This is a genomic window from Pseudomonas sp. 1176_21 (genome assembly GCF_052850635.1).
Genome location: NZ_VXCV01000001.1, coordinates 268,164 through 292,389, shown reverse-complemented (window position 1 = coordinate 292,389; position 24,226 = coordinate 268,164). Strand labels below are relative to the sequence as shown.

The 24,226-nt window shown below is 65.5% G+C and carries 21 protein-coding genes; 7 read left to right on the top strand and 14 right to left on the bottom strand.

What is annotated here, in order from left to right; translation table 11 throughout:
* Window positions 1-61: 61 nt before the first annotated feature.
* The 3 genes from nfuA to FW760_RS01640 form a co-directional block, all read right to left on the bottom strand.
* Window positions 62-646, bottom strand: a complete 585-nt coding sequence (gene nfuA, locus FW760_RS01650) for a Fe-S biogenesis protein NfuA (protein ID WP_043864076.1) — start codon at window positions 644-646, stop codon at window positions 62-64.
* 57 nt (window positions 647-703) lie between these two features.
* The gene (locus FW760_RS01645) at window positions 704-1,738 is read right to left on the bottom strand and encodes an acyltransferase family protein (RefSeq protein ID WP_446443529.1); all 1,035 of its coding nucleotides are present in this window, start codon (window positions 1,736-1,738) and stop codon (window positions 704-706) included.
* A gap of 111 nt (window positions 1,739-1,849) precedes the next feature.
* Window positions 1,850-4,147 (bottom strand): fatty acid cis/trans isomerase, encoded by a 2,298-nt coding sequence (locus FW760_RS01640; protein ID WP_054914322.1) that lies wholly within the window; start codon window positions 4,145-4,147, stop codon window positions 1,850-1,852.
* 156 nt (window positions 4,148-4,303) lie between these two features.
* On the opposite strand from FW760_RS01640, the gene metH reads away from it, so the two are divergent.
* Both metH and FW760_RS01630 read left to right on the top strand, forming a co-directional pair.
* Window positions 4,304-8,011 carry a methionine synthase gene (gene metH / locus FW760_RS01635; protein WP_058540347.1) on the top strand — a complete coding sequence of 1,236 codons (3,708 nt, stop codon included), beginning with the start codon at window positions 4,304-4,306 and terminating at the stop codon, window positions 8,009-8,011.
* 54 nt (window positions 8,012-8,065) lie between these two features.
* Entirely contained in the window at window positions 8,066-8,284 is a 219-nt protein-coding gene (locus FW760_RS01630) for a DUF2970 domain-containing protein (protein WP_043864080.1), read from the top strand.
* Between the two features lie 98 nt (window positions 8,285-8,382).
* Here FW760_RS01630 and FW760_RS01625 read toward each other — a convergent pair whose 3' ends face one another.
* Complete coding sequence (locus FW760_RS01625; protein WP_043864081.1) at window positions 8,383-9,003, bottom strand: TetR/AcrR family transcriptional regulator; 621 nt, start codon at window positions 9,001-9,003, stop codon at window positions 8,383-8,385.
* A gap of 159 nt (window positions 9,004-9,162) precedes the next feature.
* On the opposite strand from FW760_RS01625, the gene dkgB reads away from it, so the two are divergent.
* Entirely contained in the window at window positions 9,163-9,966 is an 804-nt protein-coding gene (gene dkgB, locus FW760_RS01620; RefSeq protein WP_078481166.1) for a 2,5-didehydrogluconate reductase DkgB, read from the top strand.
* Here dkgB and FW760_RS01615 read toward each other — a convergent pair whose 3' ends face one another.
* From FW760_RS01615 to FW760_RS01600, 4 genes are read right to left on the bottom strand one after another with little or no spacing between them, the layout of a single operon-like run.
* On the bottom strand, window positions 9,967-10,206 hold the full coding sequence (locus tag FW760_RS01615; RefSeq protein ID WP_078481167.1) for a DUF2790 domain-containing protein: 240 nt from the start codon (window positions 10,204-10,206) through the stop codon (window positions 9,967-9,969).
* Window positions 10,207-10,261: 55 nt separating this feature from the next.
* On the bottom strand, window positions 10,262-11,479 hold the full coding sequence (locus FW760_RS01610) for a cyanate transporter (protein ID WP_054914319.1): 1,218 nt from the start codon (window positions 11,477-11,479) through the stop codon (window positions 10,262-10,264).
* Entirely contained in the window at window positions 11,479-11,934 is a 456-nt protein-coding gene (locus FW760_RS01605; RefSeq protein WP_054914318.1) for a nucleoside deaminase, read from the bottom strand. Before FW760_RS01605 ends, FW760_RS01610 begins: the two co-directional genes overlap by 1 nt.
* Window positions 11,935-11,953: 19 nt before the next feature.
* Window positions 11,954-12,619 (bottom strand): ankyrin repeat domain-containing protein, encoded by a 666-nt coding sequence (locus FW760_RS01600; RefSeq protein ID WP_446443528.1) that lies wholly within the window; start codon window positions 12,617-12,619, stop codon window positions 11,954-11,956.
* Window positions 12,620-12,711: 92 nt separating this feature from the next.
* Here FW760_RS01600 and FW760_RS01595 point away from each other — a divergent pair, with 92 nt between their 5' ends.
* Window positions 12,712-13,635, top strand: coding sequence for a LysR substrate-binding domain-containing protein (locus FW760_RS01595; RefSeq protein ID WP_446443527.1), 924 nt, complete (start codon window positions 12,712-12,714; stop codon window positions 13,633-13,635).
* On the opposite strand, the gene FW760_RS01590 is transcribed toward FW760_RS01595, so the two are convergent.
* Window positions 13,577-14,587, bottom strand: a complete 1,011-nt coding sequence (locus FW760_RS01590; protein WP_104572573.1) for an AraC family transcriptional regulator — start codon at window positions 14,585-14,587, stop codon at window positions 13,577-13,579. The two genes, FW760_RS01595 and FW760_RS01590, sit on opposite strands and share 59 nt — an antisense overlap.
* Window positions 14,588-14,767: 180 nt before the next feature.
* Between FW760_RS01590 and FW760_RS01585 the strand changes: the two genes are divergently transcribed.
* The 3 genes from FW760_RS01585 to FW760_RS01575 are packed head-to-tail and all read left to right on the top strand — an operon-like array spanning window position 14,768 to window position 17,429.
* Window positions 14,768-15,952 carry an acetyl-CoA C-acyltransferase family protein gene (locus FW760_RS01585; protein ID WP_043861759.1) on the top strand — a complete coding sequence of 395 codons (1,185 nt, stop codon included), beginning with the start codon at window positions 14,768-14,770 and terminating at the stop codon, window positions 15,950-15,952.
* A gap of 13 nt (window positions 15,953-15,965) precedes the next feature.
* Window positions 15,966-16,814, top strand: a complete 849-nt coding sequence (locus tag FW760_RS01580; RefSeq protein ID WP_043861758.1) for a 3-hydroxybutyryl-CoA dehydrogenase — start codon at window positions 15,966-15,968, stop codon at window positions 16,812-16,814.
* A gap of 9 nt (window positions 16,815-16,823) precedes the next feature.
* Complete coding sequence (locus tag FW760_RS01575) at window positions 16,824-17,429, top strand: TetR/AcrR family transcriptional regulator (RefSeq protein WP_446443526.1); 606 nt, start codon at window positions 16,824-16,826, stop codon at window positions 17,427-17,429.
* 19 nt (window positions 17,430-17,448) lie between these two features.
* On the opposite strand, the gene FW760_RS01570 is transcribed toward FW760_RS01575, so the two are convergent.
* From FW760_RS01570 to FW760_RS01550, 5 genes are read right to left on the bottom strand one after another with little or no spacing between them, the layout of a single operon-like run.
* On the bottom strand, window positions 17,449-17,826 hold the full coding sequence (locus FW760_RS01570) for a response regulator (RefSeq protein ID WP_043861756.1): 378 nt from the start codon (window positions 17,824-17,826) through the stop codon (window positions 17,449-17,451).
* A gap of 55 nt (window positions 17,827-17,881) precedes the next feature.
* Window positions 17,882-19,108 carry a hybrid sensor histidine kinase/response regulator gene (locus tag FW760_RS01565; RefSeq protein WP_043861755.1) on the bottom strand — a complete coding sequence of 409 codons (1,227 nt, stop codon included), beginning with the start codon at window positions 19,106-19,108 and terminating at the stop codon, window positions 17,882-17,884.
* Complete coding sequence (locus FW760_RS01560; protein WP_043861754.1) at window positions 19,102-19,677, bottom strand: chemotaxis protein CheB; 576 nt, start codon at window positions 19,675-19,677, stop codon at window positions 19,102-19,104. Before FW760_RS01560 ends, FW760_RS01565 begins: the two co-directional genes overlap by 7 nt.
* Window positions 19,674-20,495 (bottom strand): CheR family methyltransferase, encoded by an 822-nt coding sequence (locus FW760_RS01555; protein ID WP_043861753.1) that lies wholly within the window; start codon window positions 20,493-20,495, stop codon window positions 19,674-19,676. The genes FW760_RS01560 and FW760_RS01555 overlap by 4 nt, the downstream gene beginning before the upstream one ends.
* Window positions 20,492-23,983, bottom strand: a complete 3,492-nt coding sequence (locus tag FW760_RS01550) for a response regulator (RefSeq protein ID WP_415378330.1) — start codon at window positions 23,981-23,983, stop codon at window positions 20,492-20,494. Before FW760_RS01550 ends, FW760_RS01555 begins: the two co-directional genes overlap by 4 nt.
* Window positions 23,984-24,226 lie beyond the last annotated feature (243 nt).

Sequence of the window (24,226 nt, the reverse complement as noted above, 5' to 3'; positions counted from 1 at the left end):
TCCCACAACGGCTACGGTGATCCTTGTGGGAGCGGGCTTGACCCGCGATTGGGCATAACTGTCAGTAGTAGGCGTTTTCTTTCTGCGAATGGTCGGTCACGTCACGCACGCCCTTGAGCTCCGGAATGCGTTCGAGCAAGGTGCGCTCGATGCCTTCGCGCAAGGTAACGTCGGCCTGGCCGCAACCCTGGCAACCACCGCCGAACTGCAGCACGGCAATACCGTCCTCGACCACTTCGATCAGGTTGACCTGACCGCCGTGGCTGGCCAGCCCCGGGTTGATCTCGGTTTGCAGGTAGTAGTTGATGCGCTCGTTGATCGGGCTGTCGGCATTGACCATCGGCACCTTGGCGTTCGGCGCCTTGATGGTCAGCTGGCCGCCCATGCGGTCGGTGGCGTAGTCCACCACCGCATCCTCCAGAAACGGGATGCTGACCGCATCCAGGTAGGCGGTGAAGGACTTGAGCCCCACCGCTTCGTCTTCTGGCTTTTCTTCACCTGGCTTGCAGTAGGCAATGCAGGTTTCGGCGTAGCTCGTACCCGGCTGGGTAATGAAAATGCGAATGCCAATGCCTGGGGTATTCTGCTTTTCCAGCAGATCGGCCAGGTAATCGTGCGCGGCGTCGGTAATCGTTATGGCGCTCATGTAAGTTCCTCACAGACTTGTGCGCAGTTTACGCCAACACGGCCGGCGAACAAAGTCCTAGTAATTCTGTCGGGAAAGTGCCACCGGCACCGCCGGGCCCAGACGCGCCTCGAACCAGCCACTCATGCGCCGGTACAGGCCCTTTTCCAACCAGCGGTAACTGGCCCACGACGCCCCGCCGATCAGCGGCACGCACAGCGCGAACACCAGGTAGGGGTTGAGCCCCAGACGCTTGCTGGCAAACCAGCCGCCGTACAGCACCAGCACATGGATCAGGTACACCGAATAGGAGCAGTCGCCCAGTGCCTTGAGCACCCGGTTGCCCTTGAAATACGGCTCCAGCGAGATGCACGCCAGCACGATCAGCGCGCTAGGCAGGCCCCAGTGCAGCAGGCGTGACGAGGCATCCAGGCGGTAGATCGCCACCGATGCGGCCGCCAGGGTCAGCAACGGCAGCCACAGCCCCTGGGCAATCCAGCCGCGCCGGTAGAGCACGCCGATGGCTACGCCCAGCAGGAACTCGTAGATGATGTTGTTGCTGTAGAACCGCCCCAGCACGCCCAGGCCGGTGAGCACCTCGCTGACCGCGAACAGCGCCAGCGCCACCAGCCACAGGTGATGGCGCTGGCGCACCAGGAACACCAGCGAGAACAGCAGGTAGAAGAACATCTCGTAGTTCAGCGTCCAGCCCACGTTGAGCGTGGGGTACAGGCCGTAGCCGCCGGGGTTTTCCGCCGGAATGAACAGCAGCGACAGCAGCAGGTGCGACAGCTCCAGGGTCTGGTGCGGCATCCACTGGCTGGCCACCACCAGCAGCAGCGCCATCAGGCCGGTATAGAACCAGTAGGCCGGCACGATGCGCAGCACCCGGTTGAGCAGAAAGCGCCGGGGCGCCATGGGTTTGTCGCGGGTCGAGAGGTAGATCACCAGCCCGCTGATGACGAAGAAGATGTCCACCCCGACCGCACCGCGATCGGCCAGAAACTGCCCTACCGGGCCGCTGGCCTTGAAGTCGAAGAAGATCTGCATGAAGTGGTGACAGACCACCACCCAGGCGGCGAGCGCCCTCAATGCCTGAAGCGAAAACAGCATGTCGATTCCCGTCTCTCGTTACCCCACCCTGGCCCCGCACAAATCGGGACCGCTTGCGGGTGGGACTACGAAAGGCCGGGAAAGATCAGCCCGATCTGCCCGGCGGTTGCTTCAGAGGTTCTCGTAGCGGTTCATGTCGAGCACGCCGGCCTCCACCGGATCGGTCTGCTGGATGTAGCGGCTCAGGTCATGAAAGTACTGCCAGAACTGCGGGTGGCTGCGGCGCACGCCCCAGCGCATGACGATGCGCTCGAAGCGGGCCGGATCGTCCCGCGCCGCCTCCATGTCCTCGACCCACTCGGGCACGTCGCTGGCCGGAATGTTGAACATGAAGTTGGGGTAGCTGCTCATCACCCCCGGGTAGAGGGTCAGGGTGTCCAGCCCCGGCTGGTAGCGGTAGGCCTCGCCGAGCATGAAGGCCACGTTGCTGTGGGCGCGGTTGCGCAGCAGGCTGTAGACCTTGCGCTGGCCGCCCTGCCCTTCGATGCGCAGCATGGTCGCCTCGGGCAGCTGGCCGATCACCTTGAGCCCGGCCGCCGGGCGCGAGGCCAGCCGGCTCAGGGCCTGCTCCACGTCACGGAACTCCTCGCTGCCGGGCAGCGAGCAGTACGCGCCCTGGCAGCGGTTGATCGGGTCGGGCGCGGCGTTCAGGCTGCCGGTGCGCTCCACCAGCTTGAGGCCGAAGTCGCGCTTGGGGTCGCGCGGGTCGAGCTTGAGGGCGGTCGGGGTCTTGCTGTCGATCGCCTCGTAGTCCAGCCACATCTTGACCTTGCCGCTGTTCTGGTACCAGTCGCCGAGGATGTCGCTGCGCTGCTTGGCCGGCATCAGGCGCAGGAAGTTGACCTCGGCCCCGTTGCGGATCAGGTCGAAGTACAGGCGCGTCTGCGCCTGGTGCGAGACGTTGCCGTACACGTCGAAATTCACCGCCAGCTGGTAATAGGTGCGCTCGAACAGCGGGTAGTCGAACAGCCACAGGGTCTTGGGCACATCACCGATCAGGCCCTTGCTCACCGAGGCGCTGTCGAAGTGGCGGAAGATGGTCAGCAAGGCATTGTCGTTGCCAGCCCACAGGCTCGACCAGCTCGGTGGCGGCAGGTCGGCATAGGCGTCGCGGCGCAGTTTTTCGTACTCGTTGCGCTTGTCGCGGTAGGCGTGCCACAGGGTCAGGATGCTGCCCACGTCGTCGATCTGACCGGGCATCGCCAACAGGGGCGTGGCCTTGCCGCGGTACTCGGCATCGGTGATGTAGCGGTCGTGTGCCGGCTCCTGGAACAGGGTCCAGAAGTTGTCGCGGATCACGTCGGTGGCGATCTGCCCACGGCATACCGGGCCGCGAATGAAGGTGCGCACGAAGTACTCGGCGTTATCGAGCATGAACTGGTAGCGCGCTATCGCCGGGATCGCCTCGAAGGTCTCGAACGGGTTGGCGCGGTGGCGCGGGCCGTAGCCAGGCAAGGCCGTGGCATGCCAGTCGCCGCTGTAGAACAGCTGCTTGACGCGCTTGAGCTTGTTCGGCCCCATCGGGTAGGTGATGTGGGTCTTGTGCACGATCACGCCCTGCACGGGCATCAGGCGGTAGTAGAAGTCGGTGCCGGGCGGATCGTTGGGGCGGCGTGTGGCGATCAGGTCGATCGGCTGGCCGCTGGGCGTGCGCGAGCGCACCCACTGGAAGAAGTGGCCCTGCTCGCCGCCGACAAAGTAGATGTGCGCCAGGAACAGGTGCTCGTACAGCCAGCGCCCCACCAGCGCCTCGGTGGACCCGGGGCGGTTGAGCAGCGCCTCCCATTCGGTGATCTGCGCGGCCTCGCTGGCACTTGGCTGGATCGGGTTGTACTCCACCGGCGCACCGGCGGCGAACCAGCGCTGCAGGGTCTGGTACTCGGCATCGGTAAGGCCGGTGACGGCCAGCGGCATGCCCTCCCTGGGGTGGGCGCCGGCGTAGGCGTCGAACTCGCCGGGCAGCGGGCACATGTTGTTGCGGTTGAGCCCCAGCACGATCTCCTCGGGCAGCTTGGCGTTGGGGGTGAGCGGCGTGTTGTGGCCCAGCTCGAGCATGCGCGCCATCAGCGCGGCCTGGCTGCCCTGGCTGTCGAGCACCGAACTGAAGCCCTTGCGCTGCCAGGCCTCGACACTGTGCGCGTCGTAGAACAGCCGGGTCGGCGCGACCGCCGTACTGCGGTCGCCCTGATACACAGGCACCTTGGAGGCACCGCGCGCGGCGCCCTCGGCACTGCCCAGGTTCAGCTGGCAGGCCGCGTCGTTGCAGGCATGGCAGGCAACGCACTTCTCGGTGAAGATCGGTTGGATGTCCCGGGTATAGGAAATAGCCGGGCTTGTGACGGGGGCTTGTCCGAGCGCCGCGCCGCTGATGAGCAGTGCGAAGGCGCCGGCAAGTAAACGATGCACCATGTGCCGAATGTCCTGGGTATTGATAGCTTCACGATTCTACCGGTGGCGGCAGCGTGCCAACATGAATCAAATTCATGCAAACCGGCAACACGCCTAAAAACCGCGCAGGTTTGTTATTATTCCGCAACTTTTGTATTTGCCCGACCAGGTAGTCCTATGTCTGACCGCAGCGCCCGTTACCAAGCACTTCAGCAAGCCCTCAAAGAGCGCATACTGATCCTCGATGGCGGCATGGGTACTATGATCCAAAGCTACCGCCTGGAGGAACACGACTATCGTGGCACGCGCTTTGCCGACTGGCCTAGCGACGTCAAGGGTAACAACGACCTGCTGCTGCTTTCGCGCCCCGACGTGATCGCGGCCATCGAGAAAGCCTACCTGGATGCCGGCGCCGACATTCTCGAAACCAACACCTTCAACGCCACCCAGGTATCCCAGGCCGACTACGGCATGGAATCGCTGGTGTACGAACTCAACGTGGAAGGTGCGCGCATCGCCCGCCAGGTGGCCGATGCCAAGACCCTCGAAACCCCCGACAAGCCGCGCTTCGTCGCCGGCGTGCTGGGCCCCACCAGCCGGACCTGCTCGATCTCCCCGGATGTCAACGACCCCGGCTACCGCAACGTCACCTTCGACCTGCTGGTGGAAAACTACATCGAGGCCACCCGCGGCCTGATCGAGGGCGGCGCCGACCTGATCCTGATCGAGACCATCTTCGACACCCTCAATGCCAAGGCGGCGATCTTCGCCGTGCAGCAGGTGTTCGAGGACGACGGCATCGAGCTGCCGATCATGATCTCGGGCACCATCACCGACGCCTCGGGCCGTACCCTCTCGGGCCAGACCACCGAGGCGTTCTGGAACTCGGTGCGCCACGCCAACCCGATCTCGGTGGGCCTGAACTGCGCACTGGGCGCCAAGGACCTGCGCCCCTACCTCGAAGAGCTGTCGAACAAGGCCGGCACCCACGTTTCGGCGCACCCCAACGCCGGCCTGCCGAACGCCTTCGGCGAGTACGACGAGACCCCGGCCGAAACCGCCGCGGTGATCGAAGAGTTCGCCGCCAGTGGGTTTCTGAACATCATCGGCGGTTGCTGCGGCACCACCCCGGGGCATATCCAGGCCATCGCCGAGGCAGTGGCCAAGTACCCGCCACGGGCGATCCCCGAGATTCCCAGGGCCTGCCGCCTGTCGGGCCTGGAGCCGTTCACCATCGACCGCAGCTCGCTGTTCGTCAACGTCGGCGAGCGCACCAACATCACAGGTTCCGCCCGCTTCGCGCGGCTGATCCGTGAAGAGAACTACACCGAGGCGCTGGAAGTGGCCCTGCAGCAGGTCGAGGCCGGCGCCCAGGTGATCGACATCAACATGGACGAAGGGATGCTCGATTCCCAGGCGGCCATGGTCAAGTTCCTCAACCTGATCGCCGGCGAACCCGACATCTCCCGGGTGCCGATCATGATCGATTCCTCCAAGTGGGAAGTGATCGAGGCCGGCCTCAAGTGCATCCAGGGCAAGGGCATCGTCAACTCGATCTCGATGAAGGAAGGCGTCGAGGCGTTCAAGCACCATGCCCGCCTGTGCAAGCGCTACGGCGCCGCCGTGGTGGTGATGGCCTTCGACGAGGTCGGCCAGGCCGATACCGCCGCCCGCAAGCGCGAGATCTGCAAGCGCAGCTACGACATCCTGGTCGATGAGGTGGGCTTCCCGCCCGAAGACATCATCTTCGACCCGAACATCTTCGCCGTGGCCACCGGCATCGAGGAACACAACAACTACGCGGTGGACTTCATCGAGGCCTGTGCCTACATCCGCGACCACCTGCCGTATGCACTGACCTCCGGCGGGGTATCCAACGTGTCGTTCTCGTTCCGTGGCAACAACCCGGTGCGCGAGGCGATCCACTCGGTGTTCCTCTACCACGCGATCCAGAACGGCCTGACCATGGGCATCGTCAACGCCGGCCAGCTGGAGATCTACGACGAGATCCCGGCGCTGCTGCGCGAGAAGGTCGAGGACGTGGTGCTCAACCGCACCCCCGACGGCACCGATGCGCTGCTGGCGATTGCCGACGACTACAAGGGCGGCGGCGCGGTCAAGGAGGTCGAGAACGAGGAGTGGCGTTCGCTGCCGGTGGACAAGCGCCTCGAGCACGCCCTGGTCAAAGGCATCACCGCGTTCATCGTCGAGGACACCGAGGAGTGCCGCCAGCAGTGCGCGCGCCCCATCGAGGTGATCGAGGGGCCGCTGATGAGCGGCATGAACGTGGTGGGCGACCTGTTCGGCGCAGGCAAGATGTTCCTGCCCCAGGTGGTCAAGTCGGCGCGGGTGATGAAGCAGGCGGTGGCTCACCTGATCCCGTTCATCGAACTGGAAAAAGGCGACAAGCCCGAGGCCAAGGGCAAGATCCTGATGGCCACGGTCAAGGGCGACGTGCACGACATCGGCAAGAACATCGTCGGCGTGGTGCTCGGCTGCAACGGCTACGACATCGTCGACCTGGGCGTGATGGTGCCGGCCGAGAAGATCCTGCAGGTGGCGCGCGAGCAGAAGTGCGACATCATCGGCCTGTCGGGGCTGATCACACCGTCGCTGGACGAAATGGTGCACGTGGCCCGCGAGATGCAGCGCCAGGACTTCCACCTGCCGCTGATGATCGGGGGGGCAACCACCTCCAAGGCGCATACCGCGGTGAAGATCGAGCCCAAGTACAGCAACGACGCGGTGGTCTACGTGACCGACGCCTCGCGTGCGGTGGGCGTGGCCACGCAGTTGCTGTCCAAAGAGCTCAAGCCGGCCTTCGTGCACAAGACCCGCGAGGACTACGTGGAGGTGCGCGAACGCACCGCCAACCGCAGCGCGCGCACCGAGCGCCTGAGCTATGCGCAGTCGATCGAGGCCAAGCCGAAGTACGACTGGTCTGCCTACCAGCCGGTGGCACCGACCTTTACCGGTACCCGCGTGCTGGAGAACATCGACCTCAAGGTGCTGGCCGAGTACATCGACTGGACGCCGTTCTTCATCTCCTGGGACCTGGCTGGCAAGTACCCGCGCATCCTCAACGACGAGGTGGTGGGCGAAGCGGCCACCGCCCTGTTCGCCGATGCACAGGAAATGCTGGCCAAGCTGATCGACGAGAAGCTGATCAGTGCCCGCGCGGTGTTCGGCTTCTGGCCGGCCAACCAGGTGGCGCACGACGACATCGAGGTGTACGGCGATGACGGCCAGCCCCTGGCCCTGCTGCACCACCTGCGCCAGCAGACGATCAAGCCCGACAGCAAGCCCAATTTCTGCCTGGCCGACTTCGTGGCGCCCAAGGACAGCGGCATCACCGACTACGTGGGCGGCTTCATCACCACCGCCGGCATCGGCGCCGAAGAAGTGGCCAAGGCCTACCAGGACAAGGGCGACGACTACAGCTCGATCATGGTCAAGGCCCTGGCCGACCGCCTGGCCGAGGCCTGCGCCGAGTGGCTGCACGAGCAGGTGCGCAAGGAGTACTGGGGCTATGCCAAGGACGAGCACCTGGACAACGAGGCGCTGATCAAGGAGCAGTACGCGGGTATCCGCCCTGCCCCGGGCTACCCGGCGTGCCCGGACCACACCGAGAAGGAAACCCTGTTCCGCCTGCTCGACGGCACGGCGATCGGCGAGACCGGCCCGAGCGGCGTGTTCCTCACCGAGCACTTCGCGATGTTCCCGGCGGCGGCGGTCAGCGGCTGGTACTTTGCCCACCCACAGGCGCAGTACTTTGCCGTGGGCAAGGTCGACAAGGACCAGGTCCAGAGCTACACCGCGCGCAAGGGGCAGGACCTGGCGGTAACCGAGCGCTGGCTGGCGCCCAACCTGGGGTACGACAACTAAGCGCTGGTGAGGTAAGGGTCTACACTGAGCTGAAGCCTTTTACAGGAGCAGATCATGGAAGACCCGGCCGAACACAAACCGCCGACCTTCTGGCAAATGCTGCACAGCGTGCTGGCTGCAGCCTTTGGCGTGCAGACCGGCAAGAACCGCGCCCGCGACTTCACCCACGGCAAGCCCGCGCACTTCATTGCGCTGGGCACGGCCTTCACGCTGGTGTTCATCCTGGTGCTGATAGGGCTGGTTCAGCTGGCGATGCACCTCACCGCCCGCTGAGGCGACCGCGTTGGCGCCTTCGCCGGCAACGCCGGCTCCTACAGGTCATGTGTGGCCCTGTGGGAGCCGGCCTTGCCGGCGAAAAGGCCGGTACAGCCTCAGGGCTCCAGCCCGATCCCGCGCAGTATCACACTGGTCACCGTCTGCAACGCCCGCTCGAACTGCGGTTCGCTCAGCGGCTGGTGCGCGTTGAGCAGGTTCACCTGGTGGCTGAAGTCGGCGTAGTGCTGGGTCGAGGCCCAGATCATGTACAGCAGCCCCGAGGGCTCCACCGGCAGAATCCGCCCGTCCTCGACCCACTGGCGAATCTTGCCCTCCTTGAGCTTGGCCCATCCGTACAGGCTGTCATCCAGCGCCGCCCCCAGGTGCGGCGCACCGTGGATGATCTCGTTCGCCCACACCTTGGAGCCGTGCGGGCGGGTCCAGGAATGGTTCATCTTGGCGCGGATATAGGTGCTGAGCACGATGCGCGGGTCATCGTAGAGCTCGAAGCACAGGGCGTCCTGCTTCCACACTTCCAGCAAGCCGAACAGCACCGCCTGGTACAGCTCGGCCTTGGTGCTGAAGTAATAGTGCACGTTGCTGCGCGGCAGCGCGGCGGCCTCGGCGATGTCGGCCATGGCCGTGCCGGCGAAGCCCTTCTCGGCAAAGACCTTTTCTGCTGCCAGCAGGATGCTGTCGACATTGCGTTGGCGAATGCTGTGCTTGTGCGCGGCCATGGGCGGGTCCGTTGCGGATGACCCTGCAAGGCTACCACCGCCAGGGCGATTCGTGCCGCACGCTCAAAAAAGTTGTGCCGCGGGCGGTGTTTTTCAGCGCCGTGCGCTGTCCGATACTGCGCATCACGGCATTACATCCCAAAGAAGAGGACGCACTCCATGACTATTCCCCTGCTCGGCCTGGGCACCTTCCGGCTCAAGGACCAGGTGGTCATCGACTCGGTCAGCCAGGCCCTCGAACTGGGCTATCGGGCCATCGACACCGCGCAGATCTACGGCAACGAGGCCGACGTCGGGCACGCCATCGCCGCCAGCGGCGTTGCACGCAACGAGCTGTTCCTGACCAGCAAGATCTGGACCGAGAACCTGGGCGCCGACAAGCTGATCCCCAGCCTGAAAGAGAGCCTGCACAAGCTGGGCACCGACTATCTGGACCTGACCCTGATCCATTGGCCGTCGCCCAAGGGCGCCGTGCCGGTGGCCGAGTTCATGGGCGCCCTGCTCGAAGCGAAGCGCCAGGGCCTGACCCGCCAGATCGGCGTGTCCAACTTCACCATCGCCTTGCTGCGTCAGGCCATCGAGGTGGTTGGCGCCGAACAGATCGCCACCAACCAGATCGAGCTGCACCCCTACCTGCAGAACCGCACGCTGGTGGATTTCATGCACGAACAGGGCATCGCGGTGACCTCCTACATGACCCTGGGCTATGGCAAGGTGCTGCACGATCCGCTGATCCAGCAGATCGCCGAACACCATGGCGCCACCCCGGCGCAGGTGGCCCTGGCCTGGGCGATGCAGCTGGGCTATGCGGTGATCCCCTCCTCGACCCGGCGTGAAAACCTGGCCAGCAACCTAAAGGCAGCGCAGCTGCGCCTGAGCGAACAGGACATGGCGCAGATTGCCGGCCTGGACAAGGGCGAGCGCCTGGTCGACCCCGAGTCGCTTGCACCCGCCTGGGACTGATCAACCGCGGTCGGTGCACACCTTGGCCAGTTTCAGGTACTGCACGGTGTGCTGCCGGCCGGCAGAGTCCACGTAGGTCATGTACGCCTTCACCACGTCGCAGACCTCGGTGGCCGGCTCGTCCAGTTGCACCACGCGCGCCACGTCCAGTGGCATGCCGTACTGATAGACCGTGGTCGTCTGGGCCTGGGCGGCACCGGCCAGCAACAGCGCCAGGGGCAGCAGCGTTCGCAGCGTCATGACAGTTCTCCCGTGAAATGGAAGGCACGCCCGGCACCGGCGCGCGCCGACCCTTTCAGTGTGGTGCCATGCCTGCCCTGGCGTCGCTTTCGCGGATCAACGGCATGCCCATCGCCTGCGCATAGCCGCTGGGGGCGAAGCGCCAGGTCACCAGCAGCATCAGCAGCACCGTCACGCTCAGCAGCAGCCAGGAGGCCTGGAAGTCGCCGCTGACGTCGCGCAACCAGCCGGTGACGTAAGGCACGATGCCGGTGATGATGAAGCCCACGCCCTGCACGAACGCCGCCAGCGCCCCCGCACTGGCCGGGGCCTTGAGGTGTTCGAGGGTCAGCGTGAGGCTGAGGCTGAAGCACGCGCCCAGGCCGAAGCCGATCAGGGCCACCCATAGCCCGGCGATCGCCGGGGCCAGCAGCAGGCCGACAAAGCCTGCCAGTTGCACGGTCAACGCCAGCCACAGGCCGGGGCGCCGATCCACCAGGCGACGCAGCAGCAAGGGCAGCCCGAGGGCGCCGGCCACCTGGAACACGGTCATCAGCCCCACCAGCTCGCCACCGCCCTGGGCACTGCCGCCGACCTGCTGGTAGTAGGCCGGCAGCCACGCCACCATGCTGGTGTAGCCGCCATTGATCAGCCCGAAATAGACCGCCAGCAGCCATGCCCGACGGCTGCCGAACAGGTGCCCGCTGGCACCTGCGCCGCCGACCGCCGCTTCGAGCTGCGGGCGCACCCAGGCCCATACCGCGAACGCCAGCAAGGCCGGCAACAGCCAGATGCCCAGGCCTGCCTGCCAGTGCGAGAACTGCTCGGCCACCCGCGGCCCGAGCACGGCGGCGGCCCCGCCGCCGCTCATCAGGGCTGCCGAATACACACCCATGGCCATGGCCAGGCGGTGAGGAAACCAGCGGTTGACCAGCCCCGGCATCAGCGCCTGAATGCAGGCCACCCCAAGCCCGGCCAATGCTGCGCTGGCGATCAGCGCAGCGGCGGAGTCGAGGGTCAGGCGCCAGGCGCAGGCCAGCGCGATGGCGGCCAGCCCGGCGAGCATCGCGCCCTGCTCGCTGACCCAGCGGCGCAACCAGGGTTGCAGCAAGGGCACCAGCCCCATGCACAGCACGGGCAAGGCGGTCAGCAGCGCGGCCTGCTGGTAACCGATGCCGGTGCTCTGGCGGATGGCCTCCAGCAATGGGCCGATACTGGTGAGGATGGGCCGCAGGTTCAGCGCCATCACCACCACCAGCAACAGCAGCAAGGTACTGCGAGCCTGCTCGCGCATCACCCCTGCACCTGCCGCCAGGCGGCGTACAGGCCCTGCTCGCCGGCTGGCTTCAGGGGTGCCAGGGGCAGCGACTGCTGCTGCGGCGGGCGTGCCATCTGCGCGTACACCGCTGCCGTCGACAGGCCATAGGGCTCGCCGTCTTCGTTGCTGTAGGCGAACCAGGCACGCTCGATACCGCACAGGTGCATGGCGGCCAGGCACATCGGGCAGGGGTGGCCGGTGGCGTAGATTTCGCAGCCCTCCAGGCGCGGGCTGCCGAGCACCTGGCTGGCCAGGCGGATGGCCTGCAGTTCGGCGTGGGCGGTCGGGTCCTGGGTCAGGTGGATCTGGTTGACCGCCTCGGCGATCACCCGGCCCTGGTGCACCAGCACCGCCGCGAACGGGCGGCCGCCGGCCTGGATGTTCGCCCGGGCCAGCCCCAGCGCTTGCTGCATGAAATGTTCGTTGGCCATGGTCAGGCTCCTGTCAGGTTCAATGGGCATCGTGGGCCAGCAGCAACTCGACGATCCGCTGCTGGCCGCGTTCCCGGGCGTGCTGCAGGGGCGTCACGCCCTGGCGGTCGGCAAGGTTGACGTCGGCACCGGCGTCTATCAGCAGTTGCACGATGGCCTGGTGGCGCGGGCCGCCATCGCTGAGCAGGATGGCTTCGAGCAGCCCGGTCCAGCCCAGCGAGTTCACGTGGTCGGGTGCAACGCCGGCGGCCAGCAGGCAGGCGACCACCTCGACATGGCCGCGCTCGCATGCGGGGATCAGCGCCGTGCCGCCATAGCGGTTGGTGCTCTTGAGGTCCGCGCCATGGGCCAGGGTCATCTCCAGAATCTGCAACTGGCCTTCGGCGCCGGCCAGCAGATACGGGCTGTCGTGCATCCAATTGCTGGCGTTGACGTCGGCGCCGGCGTCGATCAACCGGCGCGCCGCCGCCACATGCCCGCCGGCGGTGGCCAGCAGCAGCGGCGTATTGTTGCGCGAGTCGCGCTGATCGACGTCGGCGCCCTGGGCCAGCAAGGCGCCGACGCGGGTGGGGTTGCCGCTGGCGGCGGCTTCGAGCAAGGTGTCGGCCGCCCCGGCGGCCCCGGCGATGCCGAGGCTGGCGCACAGCCCGGCAACCCCGTACATCCAGTGTCTGAGCAATGACATGGCGCCTCCTTTGGTGCAATGAAGCGGGATTATCCGAGGCTTGGGGTGTAGCATGAAATTAATTGATTTCATGCATACCAGTGGGTAATCGAATGCTTGACCCCGTACTGCTGCGCAGCTTCGTGACCGTGGTGGAAACCGGCAATTTCACCCGCGCCGCCGAACGCCTGCACCTGACCCAGTCGACCATCAGCCAGCAGATGATTCGGCTGGAGCAGCACCTGGGGGTGCGCCTGCTGGATCGCAGCCAGCGCCAGGTGTGGCCGACCGAAGACGGCGAGCGCCTGCTGGGGTATGCCCGGCGCCTGCTGCGCCTGGACGAAGAGGCGCGCCAGGCGTTCAGCCCGGTGCAGGCGCAACGGGCACTACGCCTGGGGGTGCCGGAAGACCTGGCCGGGGAAGTGCTGACCGAGCCATTGAGCCGGTTCATCGGCGAGCGCCCGCATGTGCGCCTGGAGGTCGAGAGCGGGCTGAGCAGCCCGCTGCTGCGCCTGTACCGTGATGGCGAGCTGGACTTGCTGCTGGTCAAGCAATGGGGTGCGGACCGCGACCGCCATGCCGGCTGGCGCGAGCCGTTGTCGTGGGTGTGCAGTGCCGGGCAGACGCAGCTGGCCGACCCGGTGCCGCTGGTGGTGTTTCCGGTGGGGGCGCTGTACCGGCAGGAAATGATCAATGCGCTGGAAGCCCGTGGGCGCAGCTGGCGTATCAGCTATTCGAGCACCAGTCTGGCCAGCCTGGGGGCGGCGGTGAGTGCGGGGTTGGGCGTGAGCCTGATACCGACCCGCAGCGTGTTGCCGACCCATCGGGTGCTGGGTGAAGCGCAGGGGTTTACCCCGGTCCAGGGCCTGGAGCTGGCGTTGTACGGGCGCAAGGGGCTGGACGCCGATGGCCTGGCGCTGCGCGAGCTGCTGCAGACCCTGTGCGAGCAGCGCGCAGGGTGTCGAGGGGGCCAGCCCCCTACTCCCCCGCCACCCGCGCCCGGTAGCTCCCCGGGCTCTCCCCCGTCCATTTCTTGAACGCGCGATGAAACGCGCTGGGCTCCTGGAAGCCGGTCTGCTCGGCAATCTGCGCCACGCTCAACACACCATCGCGCAGACACTCGAACGCCAGTGCACGGCGCACCTCGTCCTTGATCTGCTGGTACGAACACCCCTCACGCTCCAACTGCCGGCGAAAACTGCTCGGGCTCAGGCCCTCGGCTGCCGCCATGCCCAGCAAGGTTGGCCACTGCCCGTACTGACGCCCGCGCAGATGCCGGTATACCCGCGCCGCCAATCCGTTCTGGTTGCGGTAGCGCACCACCAGCCACTGCGGCGCACTGCGCAGGAAGGTCTTGAGCGCACCCAGGTCCTGCACCACCGGCAAGCGCAGGTAGTGCGCCGAGAACTCGACCTGGGTGCGGCCACTGCCCAACTGCAGGTTCGGCCCCCACAGCAACGCGTCGTCCTCCAGCACCGCACGCCCGTCGCGCAGTTCGGTACGGTCGATGGCGATGCGCCGCCCCCCCAGCCAGCACAGCAGGCTGACCACCAGCACCAGGAAGGTCTCCTCTGCATATACCCGAGTCTGCGCATCGTCGAAATGCGACTCCAGGCTGATCACCGCACGCTGCCCACGCACCACCAGGCGCCCGCGCACGTCACGCAGGAACAGGCCGAAGTTGCTCAGGCACTGGCGCAAGGCCTTTTCCAGCGTCGGCTCCTGGATCAGCCCACGACAGATCAGGGCGAAACTGCCCAGCGGCATGCCGTGGCTGTCGAGGTTGAAGAATTCGTCGCCCAGGTCTTCAATGAGCAGCAGCCACAGCCGTGCGAACGCCCTGGCCGGCACCCGTGCATCGGGTGCGTCCACCACCGCCGGGTCGATGCCCGCCTGCACCAGCAACGCACTGGCGCGCGCCGGCTGTTGGCGCAGTGTGTACAGCATGATGTGCACGAAGTACACCGCGACCGAATCGTTTTCCCGCATGACTGTTTCCGCTATGCAGCGTAAGAATATGGCAAAAAGTGCCAGCCTCGCTGGGCAGTTATGGCATAGGCCCAGGCGTGACCTTTGCCTAGACTCGAACCCATCCCGAGCGTGGCCCCGGGCGCCATTCTGGCAGAGCCAGGCAGCGCCCCGCCACGCTTTCGCACACTGGAGTCGCGTATGAACACCCCGCAAATCTATGTAGTGAGCGCCGTTCGCTCGGCCATCGGCACCTTCGGCGGCTCGCTCAAGGACCTGCCCCTGGCCGACCTGGCCACCCAGGTGACCCGCGCCGCCATCGAACGCTCCGGCATTGCCCCCGAACAGATCGGCCACATGGTCATGGGCAACGTGATCCCCACCGAGCCGCGTGACGCGTACCTTGGCCGCGTGGCTGCGATGAACGCCGGCGTACCCAAGGAAACCCCGGCATTCAACGTCAACCGCCTGTGCGGCTCGGGCCTGCAGGCCATCGTCTCGGCCGCGCAGAGCCTGCTGCTGGGCGAGGCCGAGGCGGTGATTGCCGCCGGCGCCGAATCCATGAGCCGCGGCCCGTACCTGCTGCCGCAGGCGCGCTGGGGCGCGCGCATGGGTGACCTGAAGGGTGTCGACTACATGCTGGGCATTCTGCAGGACCCGTTCGAAGGCTTTCACATGGGCATCACCGCCGAGAACGTGGCGGCGAAAAACGGCATCACCCGCCAGATGCAGGACGAGGTGGCCCTGACCAGCCAGCAGCGCGCCGCCCGCGCCATCGCCGAAGGCCGTTTCACCAGCCAGATCGTGCCCATCGAGATCCCGAGCCGCAAAGGTCCGGTACGTTTCGAGGTGGACGAGCATGTGCGTGGCGATGTGAGTGCCGAGCAACTGGCCGGCATGAAGCCTGCCTTCAAGAAGGACGGCACCGTCACCGCCGGCAACGCCAGCGGCCTCAACGACGGCGCCGGCGCCCTGGTGCTGGCCACCGGCGAAATGGTCGAGCGCCTGGGCTTGCGCCCGCTGGCGCGCCTGGTGGCCTATGCACATGCAGGCGTCGAGCCCGAGCTGATGGGCCTGGGCCCGGTGCCGGCCACGCGCAAGGTGCTGGAAAAGGCCGGCCTGAGCGTCGCCGACCTGGACGTGATCGAGTCCAACGAAGCCTTCGCTGCCCAGGCCTGCGCCGTGTCGCGGGAACTGGGCCTGGACCCCGAAAAGGTCAACCCCAACGGCTCGGGCATTTCCCTGGGCCACCCGGTGGGGGCCACCGGGGCCATCATCGCCACCAAGGCGATCCATGAGCTGCAACGTATCCAGGGCCGCTACGCGCTGGCCACCATGTGCATCGGCGGCGGTCAGGGTATCGCCGTCGTGTTCGAACGTGTTTGAGTCGGAGTTAACCGTGAGTATTGAAAACATCGCCGTGATCGGCGCCGGCACCATGGGCAACGGGATTGCCCAGGTGTGTGCAGTGGCCGGCTACCAGGTCACCCTGATCGACGTGTCCGAGGCCGCGCTGGAGCGTGGCCTGGCCACCCTGCGCAAGAACCTGGAGCGCCAGGTCAGCAAGCAGACCCTGCAGGCCGAACAGGCCGAGGCAGCCCTGACGCGCATCGCCACCAGCACCGACTACGCGCAGCTCAAGGGCGCGCAGCTGGTGATCGAGGCAGCCACCGAGAACCTCGCCCTTAAGGTGAAGATTCTGCAGCAGGTGGCCGCCAGCGTGGCCGACGACTGCGTCATCGCCACCAACACCTCGTCGCTGTCGATCACCCAGCTGGGCGCATCGGTGAGCCAGCCCGAACGTTTCATCGGCGTGCACTTCTTCAACCCGGTGCCGATGATGGCGCTGGTCGAGATCATTCGCGGCCTGCAGACCAGCGACGCCACCTACGCCAGCGCCATGGCCCTGACCGAGCGCGTGGGCAAGACCGCCATCAGTGCCGGCAACCGCCCGGGCTTCGTGGTCAACCGCATCCTGGTGCCGATGATCAACGAGGCGATCATGGTGCTGCAGGAAGGCCTGGCCAGCGCCGAGGACATCGACACCGGCATGCGCCTGGGCTGCAACCAGCCCATCGGCCCGCTGGCCCTGGCCGACCTGATCGGCCTGGACACGCTGCTGGCGATCATCGAGTCGTTCCACGACGGCTTCAACGACAGCAAGTACCGCCCCGCTGCCCTGCTCAAGGAAATGGTCGCCGCCGGCTACCTGGGGCGCAAGAGCGGCCGCGGCTTCTTCACCTACTGAGGTACGGGCATGCCGCAGACCTGCGCCGAACGTTGCGCCAACTTTGAAGAACGTCGGGACAAGGCACTCGAACTCTTTGCGGTCAAGGGGTTCGGCCAGGTCAGCATGCGTGAACTGGCCAGCCACCTGGGGCTGACGGCGGGCTCGCTGTATCACCACTTCCCGAGCAAGCAGCACCTGCTGTTCGACCTGATCGAAGAGCTGTTCGAGGAGTTGCTGGCCACCCTGCAGCCCCGTGGGCGAGGCAAGCCCGAGGCCACTGCGTTGAGCCGGGTGATAAAGGCACACTGGGCGCTGCATGCCGAGCGCCCGTTGCAGTTTCGCCTGGCCGAACGTGACCTGTGCTGCCTGAGCGAGGAACAACAGGCACGTATCGCCCAGCTGCGCCGTGAATACGAAACCCGCCTGTTGCAGCTGATCGCCCCTCACGCGGCCCTGCCGCCGCCGGCCCGGGAGGCGACCGGCCATGTCATCGCCACGCTGCTCAACAGCCTGCCCGGCTGGTTGCAGGCCTCACCGCTGGGGCAGCCACAACGCCTGGCGCTGATGGAAAACATGCTGCTGGGGGCGATAGGGCGCACCCTGCAGACCGGTGCGCTGGACGCTGCCGCTTGAACTCACGCCAACGTCAGGCCTATTTCAGGAGTTCCTGAATCTGGTCGCGCAGGCTGTCCAGGTCGAACGGCTTGGCCAGGATCGGTGCCTTGAACGCGATCGGGCTGCCCGACTCGCGGATCTCCGCCGGGTAGCCACTGATGAAGATCACCTTCAGGTCCGGGCGCAGCTTGACCGCAGGTTCGGCGATCTGTACCCCTGAAATGCCGCCCGGCAGGCGGAAGTCGGTCACGATAAGGTCCAGGTGCGGCTTGCTGGCCAGGATCTTGAATGCCTGCTCGCCATCTTCGGCCACCAGCACGTGATAGCCCTCGCCTTGAAGATAGTCCTTCAGGATCATGCGAATGACCGGTTCGTCTTCGACGACCAGTACTACATCTTGCGCATCTTCACTCATGCCAATGCCTTCAACTCGTATTTGATTCATGGGGGATCGCTATACGACCCCGGCCTCACGCAGAGGTTGCCTGCTGCGCGCCACTTTCTTGCGGGCTGCGTACCAGTGGCAGGCGCACGCTGAATGTCGCGCCCTGGCCCTCGGTACTGCTGACCGTGATGCTGCCGCCATGGGCCAGCACGATCTGTTCGGAAATATACAGGCCCAGCCCCAGGCCGGCACTGCTCTGGTTGGAGCATACCCGCTCGAACTGCTGGAAGATGCGCTGCTGGTTCTCGGCACTGATGCCGATGCCATGGTCGCGCACCTGCACGCAGGCCATGCCCTGCTCCTCGAACACGCGCACCTGCACCGGCGACTTGGCGCCATAGCGCAGGGCGTTGGTGAGCAGGTTGGCGATCACCTGCTCGATACGAAACTCGTCCCAGTAGCCGACCAGTTCGGCGCCGGCCTGCAGGCTGATGCTCGAGTCGACCGCAGCCGCCTGGGCGGCGAAATTCTCGACCAGGCCGCTGACCAGCTGGCACAGGTCGAACGATGCGGGCCGGATCGACAGCTTGCCGGTACGGATGCGCGACACGTCGAGCATGTCTTCGATCAGCCGGATCAGGCTGTTGATCTGGCGCTCGTCACGCTCGACCATGGCGTGCATCTTGTCCAGGGTGAAGGCATCGGCGTTGTTGCGCGCCAGGTGCAGCTTGCGCAGCTGGGTCTCCAGTATCAGACCGTTGAGCGGTGTGCGCACCTCGTGGGAGACGATCGACATGAAGTCGTCGCGCATGCGTACCGCGTGCTCCAGCTCGCTGCGCGTGACCTGCAGTTGCGCCAGCAGCAGCTCCTGCTCCTGGCGGCTGCGCTCCAGGGCCTCCAACTGCTGGCCGAGGGCCTTGCGCTGGCGGTACAGGTCGATGAACACCGCCACCTTGCTCTTCACCGCCTGGGTGTCCAGCGGCTTGTGCAGGAAGTCCACCGCGCCGCTCTCGTAGCCCTTGAAGGCGTAGTTCATCTCGCGCGCCGCAGCGCTCACGAACACGATGGGAATGTTCTTGGTCTTTTCCGTACCGCGCATCATCTCGGCCAGTTCGAAACCGTTCATTCCGGGCATCTGGACGTCGAGGATGGCCAGCGCGAACTCGTGCTCGAGCAACAGCGACAACGCATGGTCGGCCGATTGCGCCTGGTACACGTTGCGGTCCGGCCCCTTGATCAGCGCCTCGAGCGCCAGCAGGTTTTCCGGCAGGTCGTCGACGATCAGCAGGTTTGCTTGGATATGGCTTAGCATGCACGTGGTTCCAGCTTGGCGAGCAATTGCCCGATGCCATTCAATGGGAGTATGTGGTCGGGCCGGTGCAGCGCCAGCGCCGCCTCGGGCATGACCGCGACTTGCGCCTCATGCGGGTCCTGAATCAGGGTGGTACCGCCGTGCTCCTTGATGCGCGCCAGCCCGCGCGCACCGTCTTCGTTGGCGCCGGTCAGCAACACGCCGACCAGGCCGTCGCCATAGGCATCGGCGGCCGACTCGAAGAGGATGTCGATCGAGGGCCGGGAAAAGTGCACGCGGTCCTCCTGGCTCAGGGACAGGCTGCGGTCACGCTCCACCGACAGGTGATAGCCGGGGCCGGCCACGTAGATCATCCCCGGCACCACGCTTTCCTTGTCGCGGGCCTCCTGCACGGGGCGCTGCAAGCGGCGACTGAAGACTTCGGCCAGCTGGCTGTGGCGGTCGTCGGGCAGGTGCAGCACGCACAGCAGCGCAATGGCGTAGTCGGCGGGCAAGGCGGCAAACACCGTGAGCAGCGCCGACACGCCCCCGGCTGAAGCCCCCACCACGATCGCATCGGTGCCTTTCATGACTTTCGGTAGATCCGTTCTGGCTTGACCAGCGCGTCGAAGCGGTTGGCGTAAGCGGAAAAATCCAGTGTTTCCTTGCTGCCCAGCACCAGAAAGCCACGGTGGCACAGCGAGTCGTGAAACAGGCCGAAGGCCCGGTCCTGCAGGGTCTTGTTGAAGTAGATGAGCACGTTGCGGCACGAGATCAGCTGGGTTTCGGAGAACACGCTGTCGGTGGCCAGGCTGTGGTCGGCGAAGGTCACGTTTTCGCGCAGGCTGCTGTCGATGATCGCGTTGCCATAGGCGGCAGTGTAGTAGTCACTGAAGGCCCGGCGCCCGCCGGCCTTCTGGTAGTTCTCGGTGTACTCGCGCATGTTCTGCATCGAGTAGATGCCCTGCTTGGCCTTTTCCAGCGAGCTGGGGTTGATGTCGGTGGCGTAGATGATGGTGCGTTCGAGCAGCCCCTCTTCGCGCAGCAGGATGGCCATGGAGTAGACCTCCTCGCCCGTGCTGCAGCCGGCAATCCAGATCTTGATCGAGGGCCAGGTCTTGAGGTGCGGCACCACCTCCTCGCGCAGCGCGAGGAAGTGACCGGGGTCGCGAAACATCTCGCTCACCGGGATGGTGAGGTACTGCAGCAACTGCATGAACACACTCGGGTCGTGCAGCACCCGTTCCTGCAGGGCCGACACCGTGGCACATTCGAACTGGCGCACGGCATGCAGCACCCGGCGCTTGATCGAAGCGCCGGAATAGTCGCGAAAGTCGTAGCTGTACTTGAGGTAGATCGCCTCGATCAGCAGCCGGATTTCAATGTCGGTGTTACGTTCGATACTCAAATTCGCTCCAGTTGCGGCAGCCATACCCGAATCAGGGAGAACAGCCGGTCCAGCTCTATCGGCTTGGCCAGGTAGTCGTTGGCGCCGGCCTGCAGGCAGCGCTCCTGGTCATCCTTCATGGCCTTGGCGGTGACGGCGATGATCGGCAGCTTGCGCCAGCGCGGGTCCTTGCGAATGCGCCGGGTGGCTTCATAGCCGTCCATCTCCGGCATCATCACGTCCATCAGCACCAGGTCGATATCGCTGACCTGCTCGAGTTTTTCGATGGCCTCGCGGCCATTGCGACCGATCTCCACGATCGCGCCCTTGTGCTCCAGCGCACTGGTGAGGGCGAAGATGTTGCGCACGTCGTCGTCCACCAGCAGGATCTTGCGCCCCTCGAACACCTTGTCGCGGCTGCGCGCGGTCTTGAGCATGCGCTGACGTTCATGGGACAGCGTGGACTCGACTTTGTGCAGAAACAGCGTGACTTCATCCAGCAACCGCTCGGGTGAACGCGCGCCCTTGATGATGATCGAGCGCGAGTACTTGAGCAGGTCGGCCTCTTCGTCGCGGGTCAGGTTGCGCCCGGTGTAGACGATCACCGGCGGGAACGAGCGGATATCGTCGGCGGTCATGCGCTTGAGCAGCTCGTTGCCGAGCATGTCGGGCAGCTTGAGGTCGATGATCATGCAGTCGTAGATGTTCTCGCGCAGCAGCTCCAGGGCTTCCTGGGCCATGCCCACCGCGGTGATCTTGATGTCTTCGTCGCCGATCAGGCGGGCGATGCTTTCGCGCTGCAGGTCATCGTCTTCCACCAGCAGGATGTGCTTGAGCTTCTGGGTCAGCTTGGCTTCCAGGCGGCCGAACACGGCCTTGAGCTCCTCACGGCTGGTGGGCTTGACCGCATAGCCGATCGCGCCCATGTGCATGGCCGCCTCGACACGGTCCTCGACCGAGATGATGTGTACCGGTATGTGCCGGGTGGACGCCTGCTCCTTGAGCCGCTGCAGCACGGTAAGGCCGGAATGGTCGGGCAGGCGCATGTCCAGCAGGATGGCGTCGGGGATGTAGCTGGCCGCCAGTTCGAAGCCTTCGTCGGCGGCCTGGGCCACCAGGCAGCTGTAGCCCAGTTCGTGGGCCAGGTCGAAGAGGATGCGGGCAAAGTTGGGCTCGTCTTCGATCACCAGGATGCAGCGGTTGCTGAACGGTGCCAGGTGACGGTCGTCGGCGAAGCTGGCCGCCGGCCGCGGGGCTTCGGCGGCCGGCAGCACGACGGGTGCCGCCGCGGGCAACGGCGCGGCGGCGCGGGCCACCAGTGCCAGCGGCTGCGCCTCGACGCTCGGCTCGTACGACTCGGGCAGTATCAGGCTGAACACGCTGCCCTGGCCCAGTTGGCTTTCGACACGGATCTGGCCGCCCAGCAACTGCGCCAGGTCACGGGAAATCGACAGCCCCAGGCCCGTGCCGCCGTAGCGCCGGTTGGTGGTGCCGTCGGCCTGGTGGAAGGCTTCGAAGATGCTCTGCTGCTGGTCGTCGGCAATGCCGATGCCACTGTCGCGCACCGAGAACACGATGCCGGTGCCGGCCTGGTAGCCGATGGTCAGCGCCACCTGGCCGCGCTCGGTGAACTTCAGCGCGTTGGACAGCAGGTTCTTGAGGATCTGCTCCAGGCGCTGTCGATCGGTGAACAGGGTGGCCGGCACCTGCGGCTCTACGGTGACGCTGAAGGCCAGCTGCTTCTGCTGCGCCAGCGGCTCGAACAGGCTGCGCAGGCCTTCGGCCATGCGGCTGATGTGGGTGGTTTCGGCGCGTACATCGAGCTTGCCGGCCTCGACCTTGGCGATGTCGAGAATGTCGTTGATCAGGTTGAGCAGGTCGTTGCCGGCCGAATAGATCGACTCGGCGAACTTGACCTGCTCGGCGCTGAGGTTGTCCTGCGGGTTCTCGGCCAGCAGCTTGGCCAGGATCAGCGAGCTGTTGAGCGGGGTGCGCAGCTCGTGGGACATGTTGGCGAGGAATTCGGACTTGTACTTGCTCGAGCGCTGCAGTTCCTCTGCACGCTCCTGCAACTCGACCTGCACCCGGTTCAGCTCGCCGTTCTTGCGGTCCAGCGCATCGCGCTGCTCGGCCAGCGCGTCGGTACGCTCGGCCAGTTGCTCGTTGGTCTGCTCCAGCTCGGCCTGCTGCGTCTCCAGATGGGCCTGGGACTCCTTGAGCACCCGGGACTGTTCCTCGAGCTCTTCGTTGGCGGTCTTGAGCTCTTCCTGCTGCACCTGCAGCTCTTCGTTGAGCTGCTGGGTTTCGGCCAGCACTTCCTGCAGGCGCTGGCGATAGCGCGCACTCTCGATGGAGGTGCCCAGGTTGTCGGCCAACCGCTCGAGAAACTCGATGTCGCGGTCCTCCACTGCGCGCAGAAAGCCCAGCTCGACCACGCCATTGACCTGGCCGTCGTTGATCGCCGGAATCACCAGCACGTTGCGCGGGCACCCCTCGCCCAGCCCGGAGCTGACCTTGAAGTAGTCCTGCGGCACCTCGTCCAGGCGCATCAGGCGACGCTGCGCCACGGCCTGGGCAAGGATGCCCTCCTGGGCGCCGACAACCTGCTCCTGCCCCTGCTGCTCGCGGGAGAAGCCGTAGCTGGCCACGCGGCGCAGGCTGCCATGCTCGTCGCGCACGTACACGGCCGCCACCACGCTGCCCAGGTAATGGGCGAAGAACTGCAGGATGTTGTTGCCCAGCATCGGCAGGGTCAGTTGCCCCAGCACCTGCTCGGCCAGACGCGATTGCCCGGCGCGCTGCCAGGCCTGCTGTTCGAGGCGCTCGGCAGCGCGCTGCTGGGCCTCCAGGTTGGCCGCGTAGTTACTGGACAGGTTGAGCAGGTCGCGGCGGCCGATATAGGCCAGCAATGCGCTGAGCAGCACCACGAAGGCCAGATAAAGGGAAATGGACCACTTCGTGGTGTTGCTGACCTGATCGTTGCGGGCAAGACGCAACTGTTGCTCCATCGCGACGAAATCGTCGAACTCCTTGCGGATCTCGTCGGTCAGGCGCTTGCCCTGACCGAGCTTGATGGGCGTGCGGTAGTCGTCATTGGCGCGGCGCAGGGCGATCATGTCCTTGCCGAAGTTGTTCCAGGCGGCCTGCAGGGCTTGCAGGCGGCTCAGGCGGTCGACCTGCTGCGGGTTGTCGGCCACCAGTTCCTTGAGCGTCTCGAGTTCGGCCTGTATGCGTGGCTTGGCCACTTCATAGGGGTCGAGGAACTGCTCGTCGCCAGTGAGCAGGAACCCGCGCATGCCGGTTTCCATGTCGATGGACAGCTTGACCGCCTCGTTGGCGTTGTTGATCACCCGGTCGGTGTGGGCGACCCACTGGATGACCGACAGCAGGTAGGCAATCACGGCGACGAAAACCACCGCACTGATCAGACCGACCCCCAGGGGCAGGCCGATGTTGCGGCTCAGCAGCTTGCGAAAGCTCTGCTGATCGGTCGAGGCTGGTTGACTCATTGGAAAGGCCCGAGCAAGTAGACGAACGAAAGAGTGTGACGGATTTTCGAGCAATTGTTCCAGTTTTCCGCCAGTTCAATGCCCGCAGCGTGGCGCCGTGCCCGTGTTGGCCGGGCATCGAGCCCGTATTTGAGCCAGTGCTGCGCCAAACGTTCCCTGTTTGGCCAGAGCCCGCTATGCTCACTGGCTGGTACGTTTGACGATCCAGGGAACTAAGCACCGCGTGCTGTTTACAGATAGTGT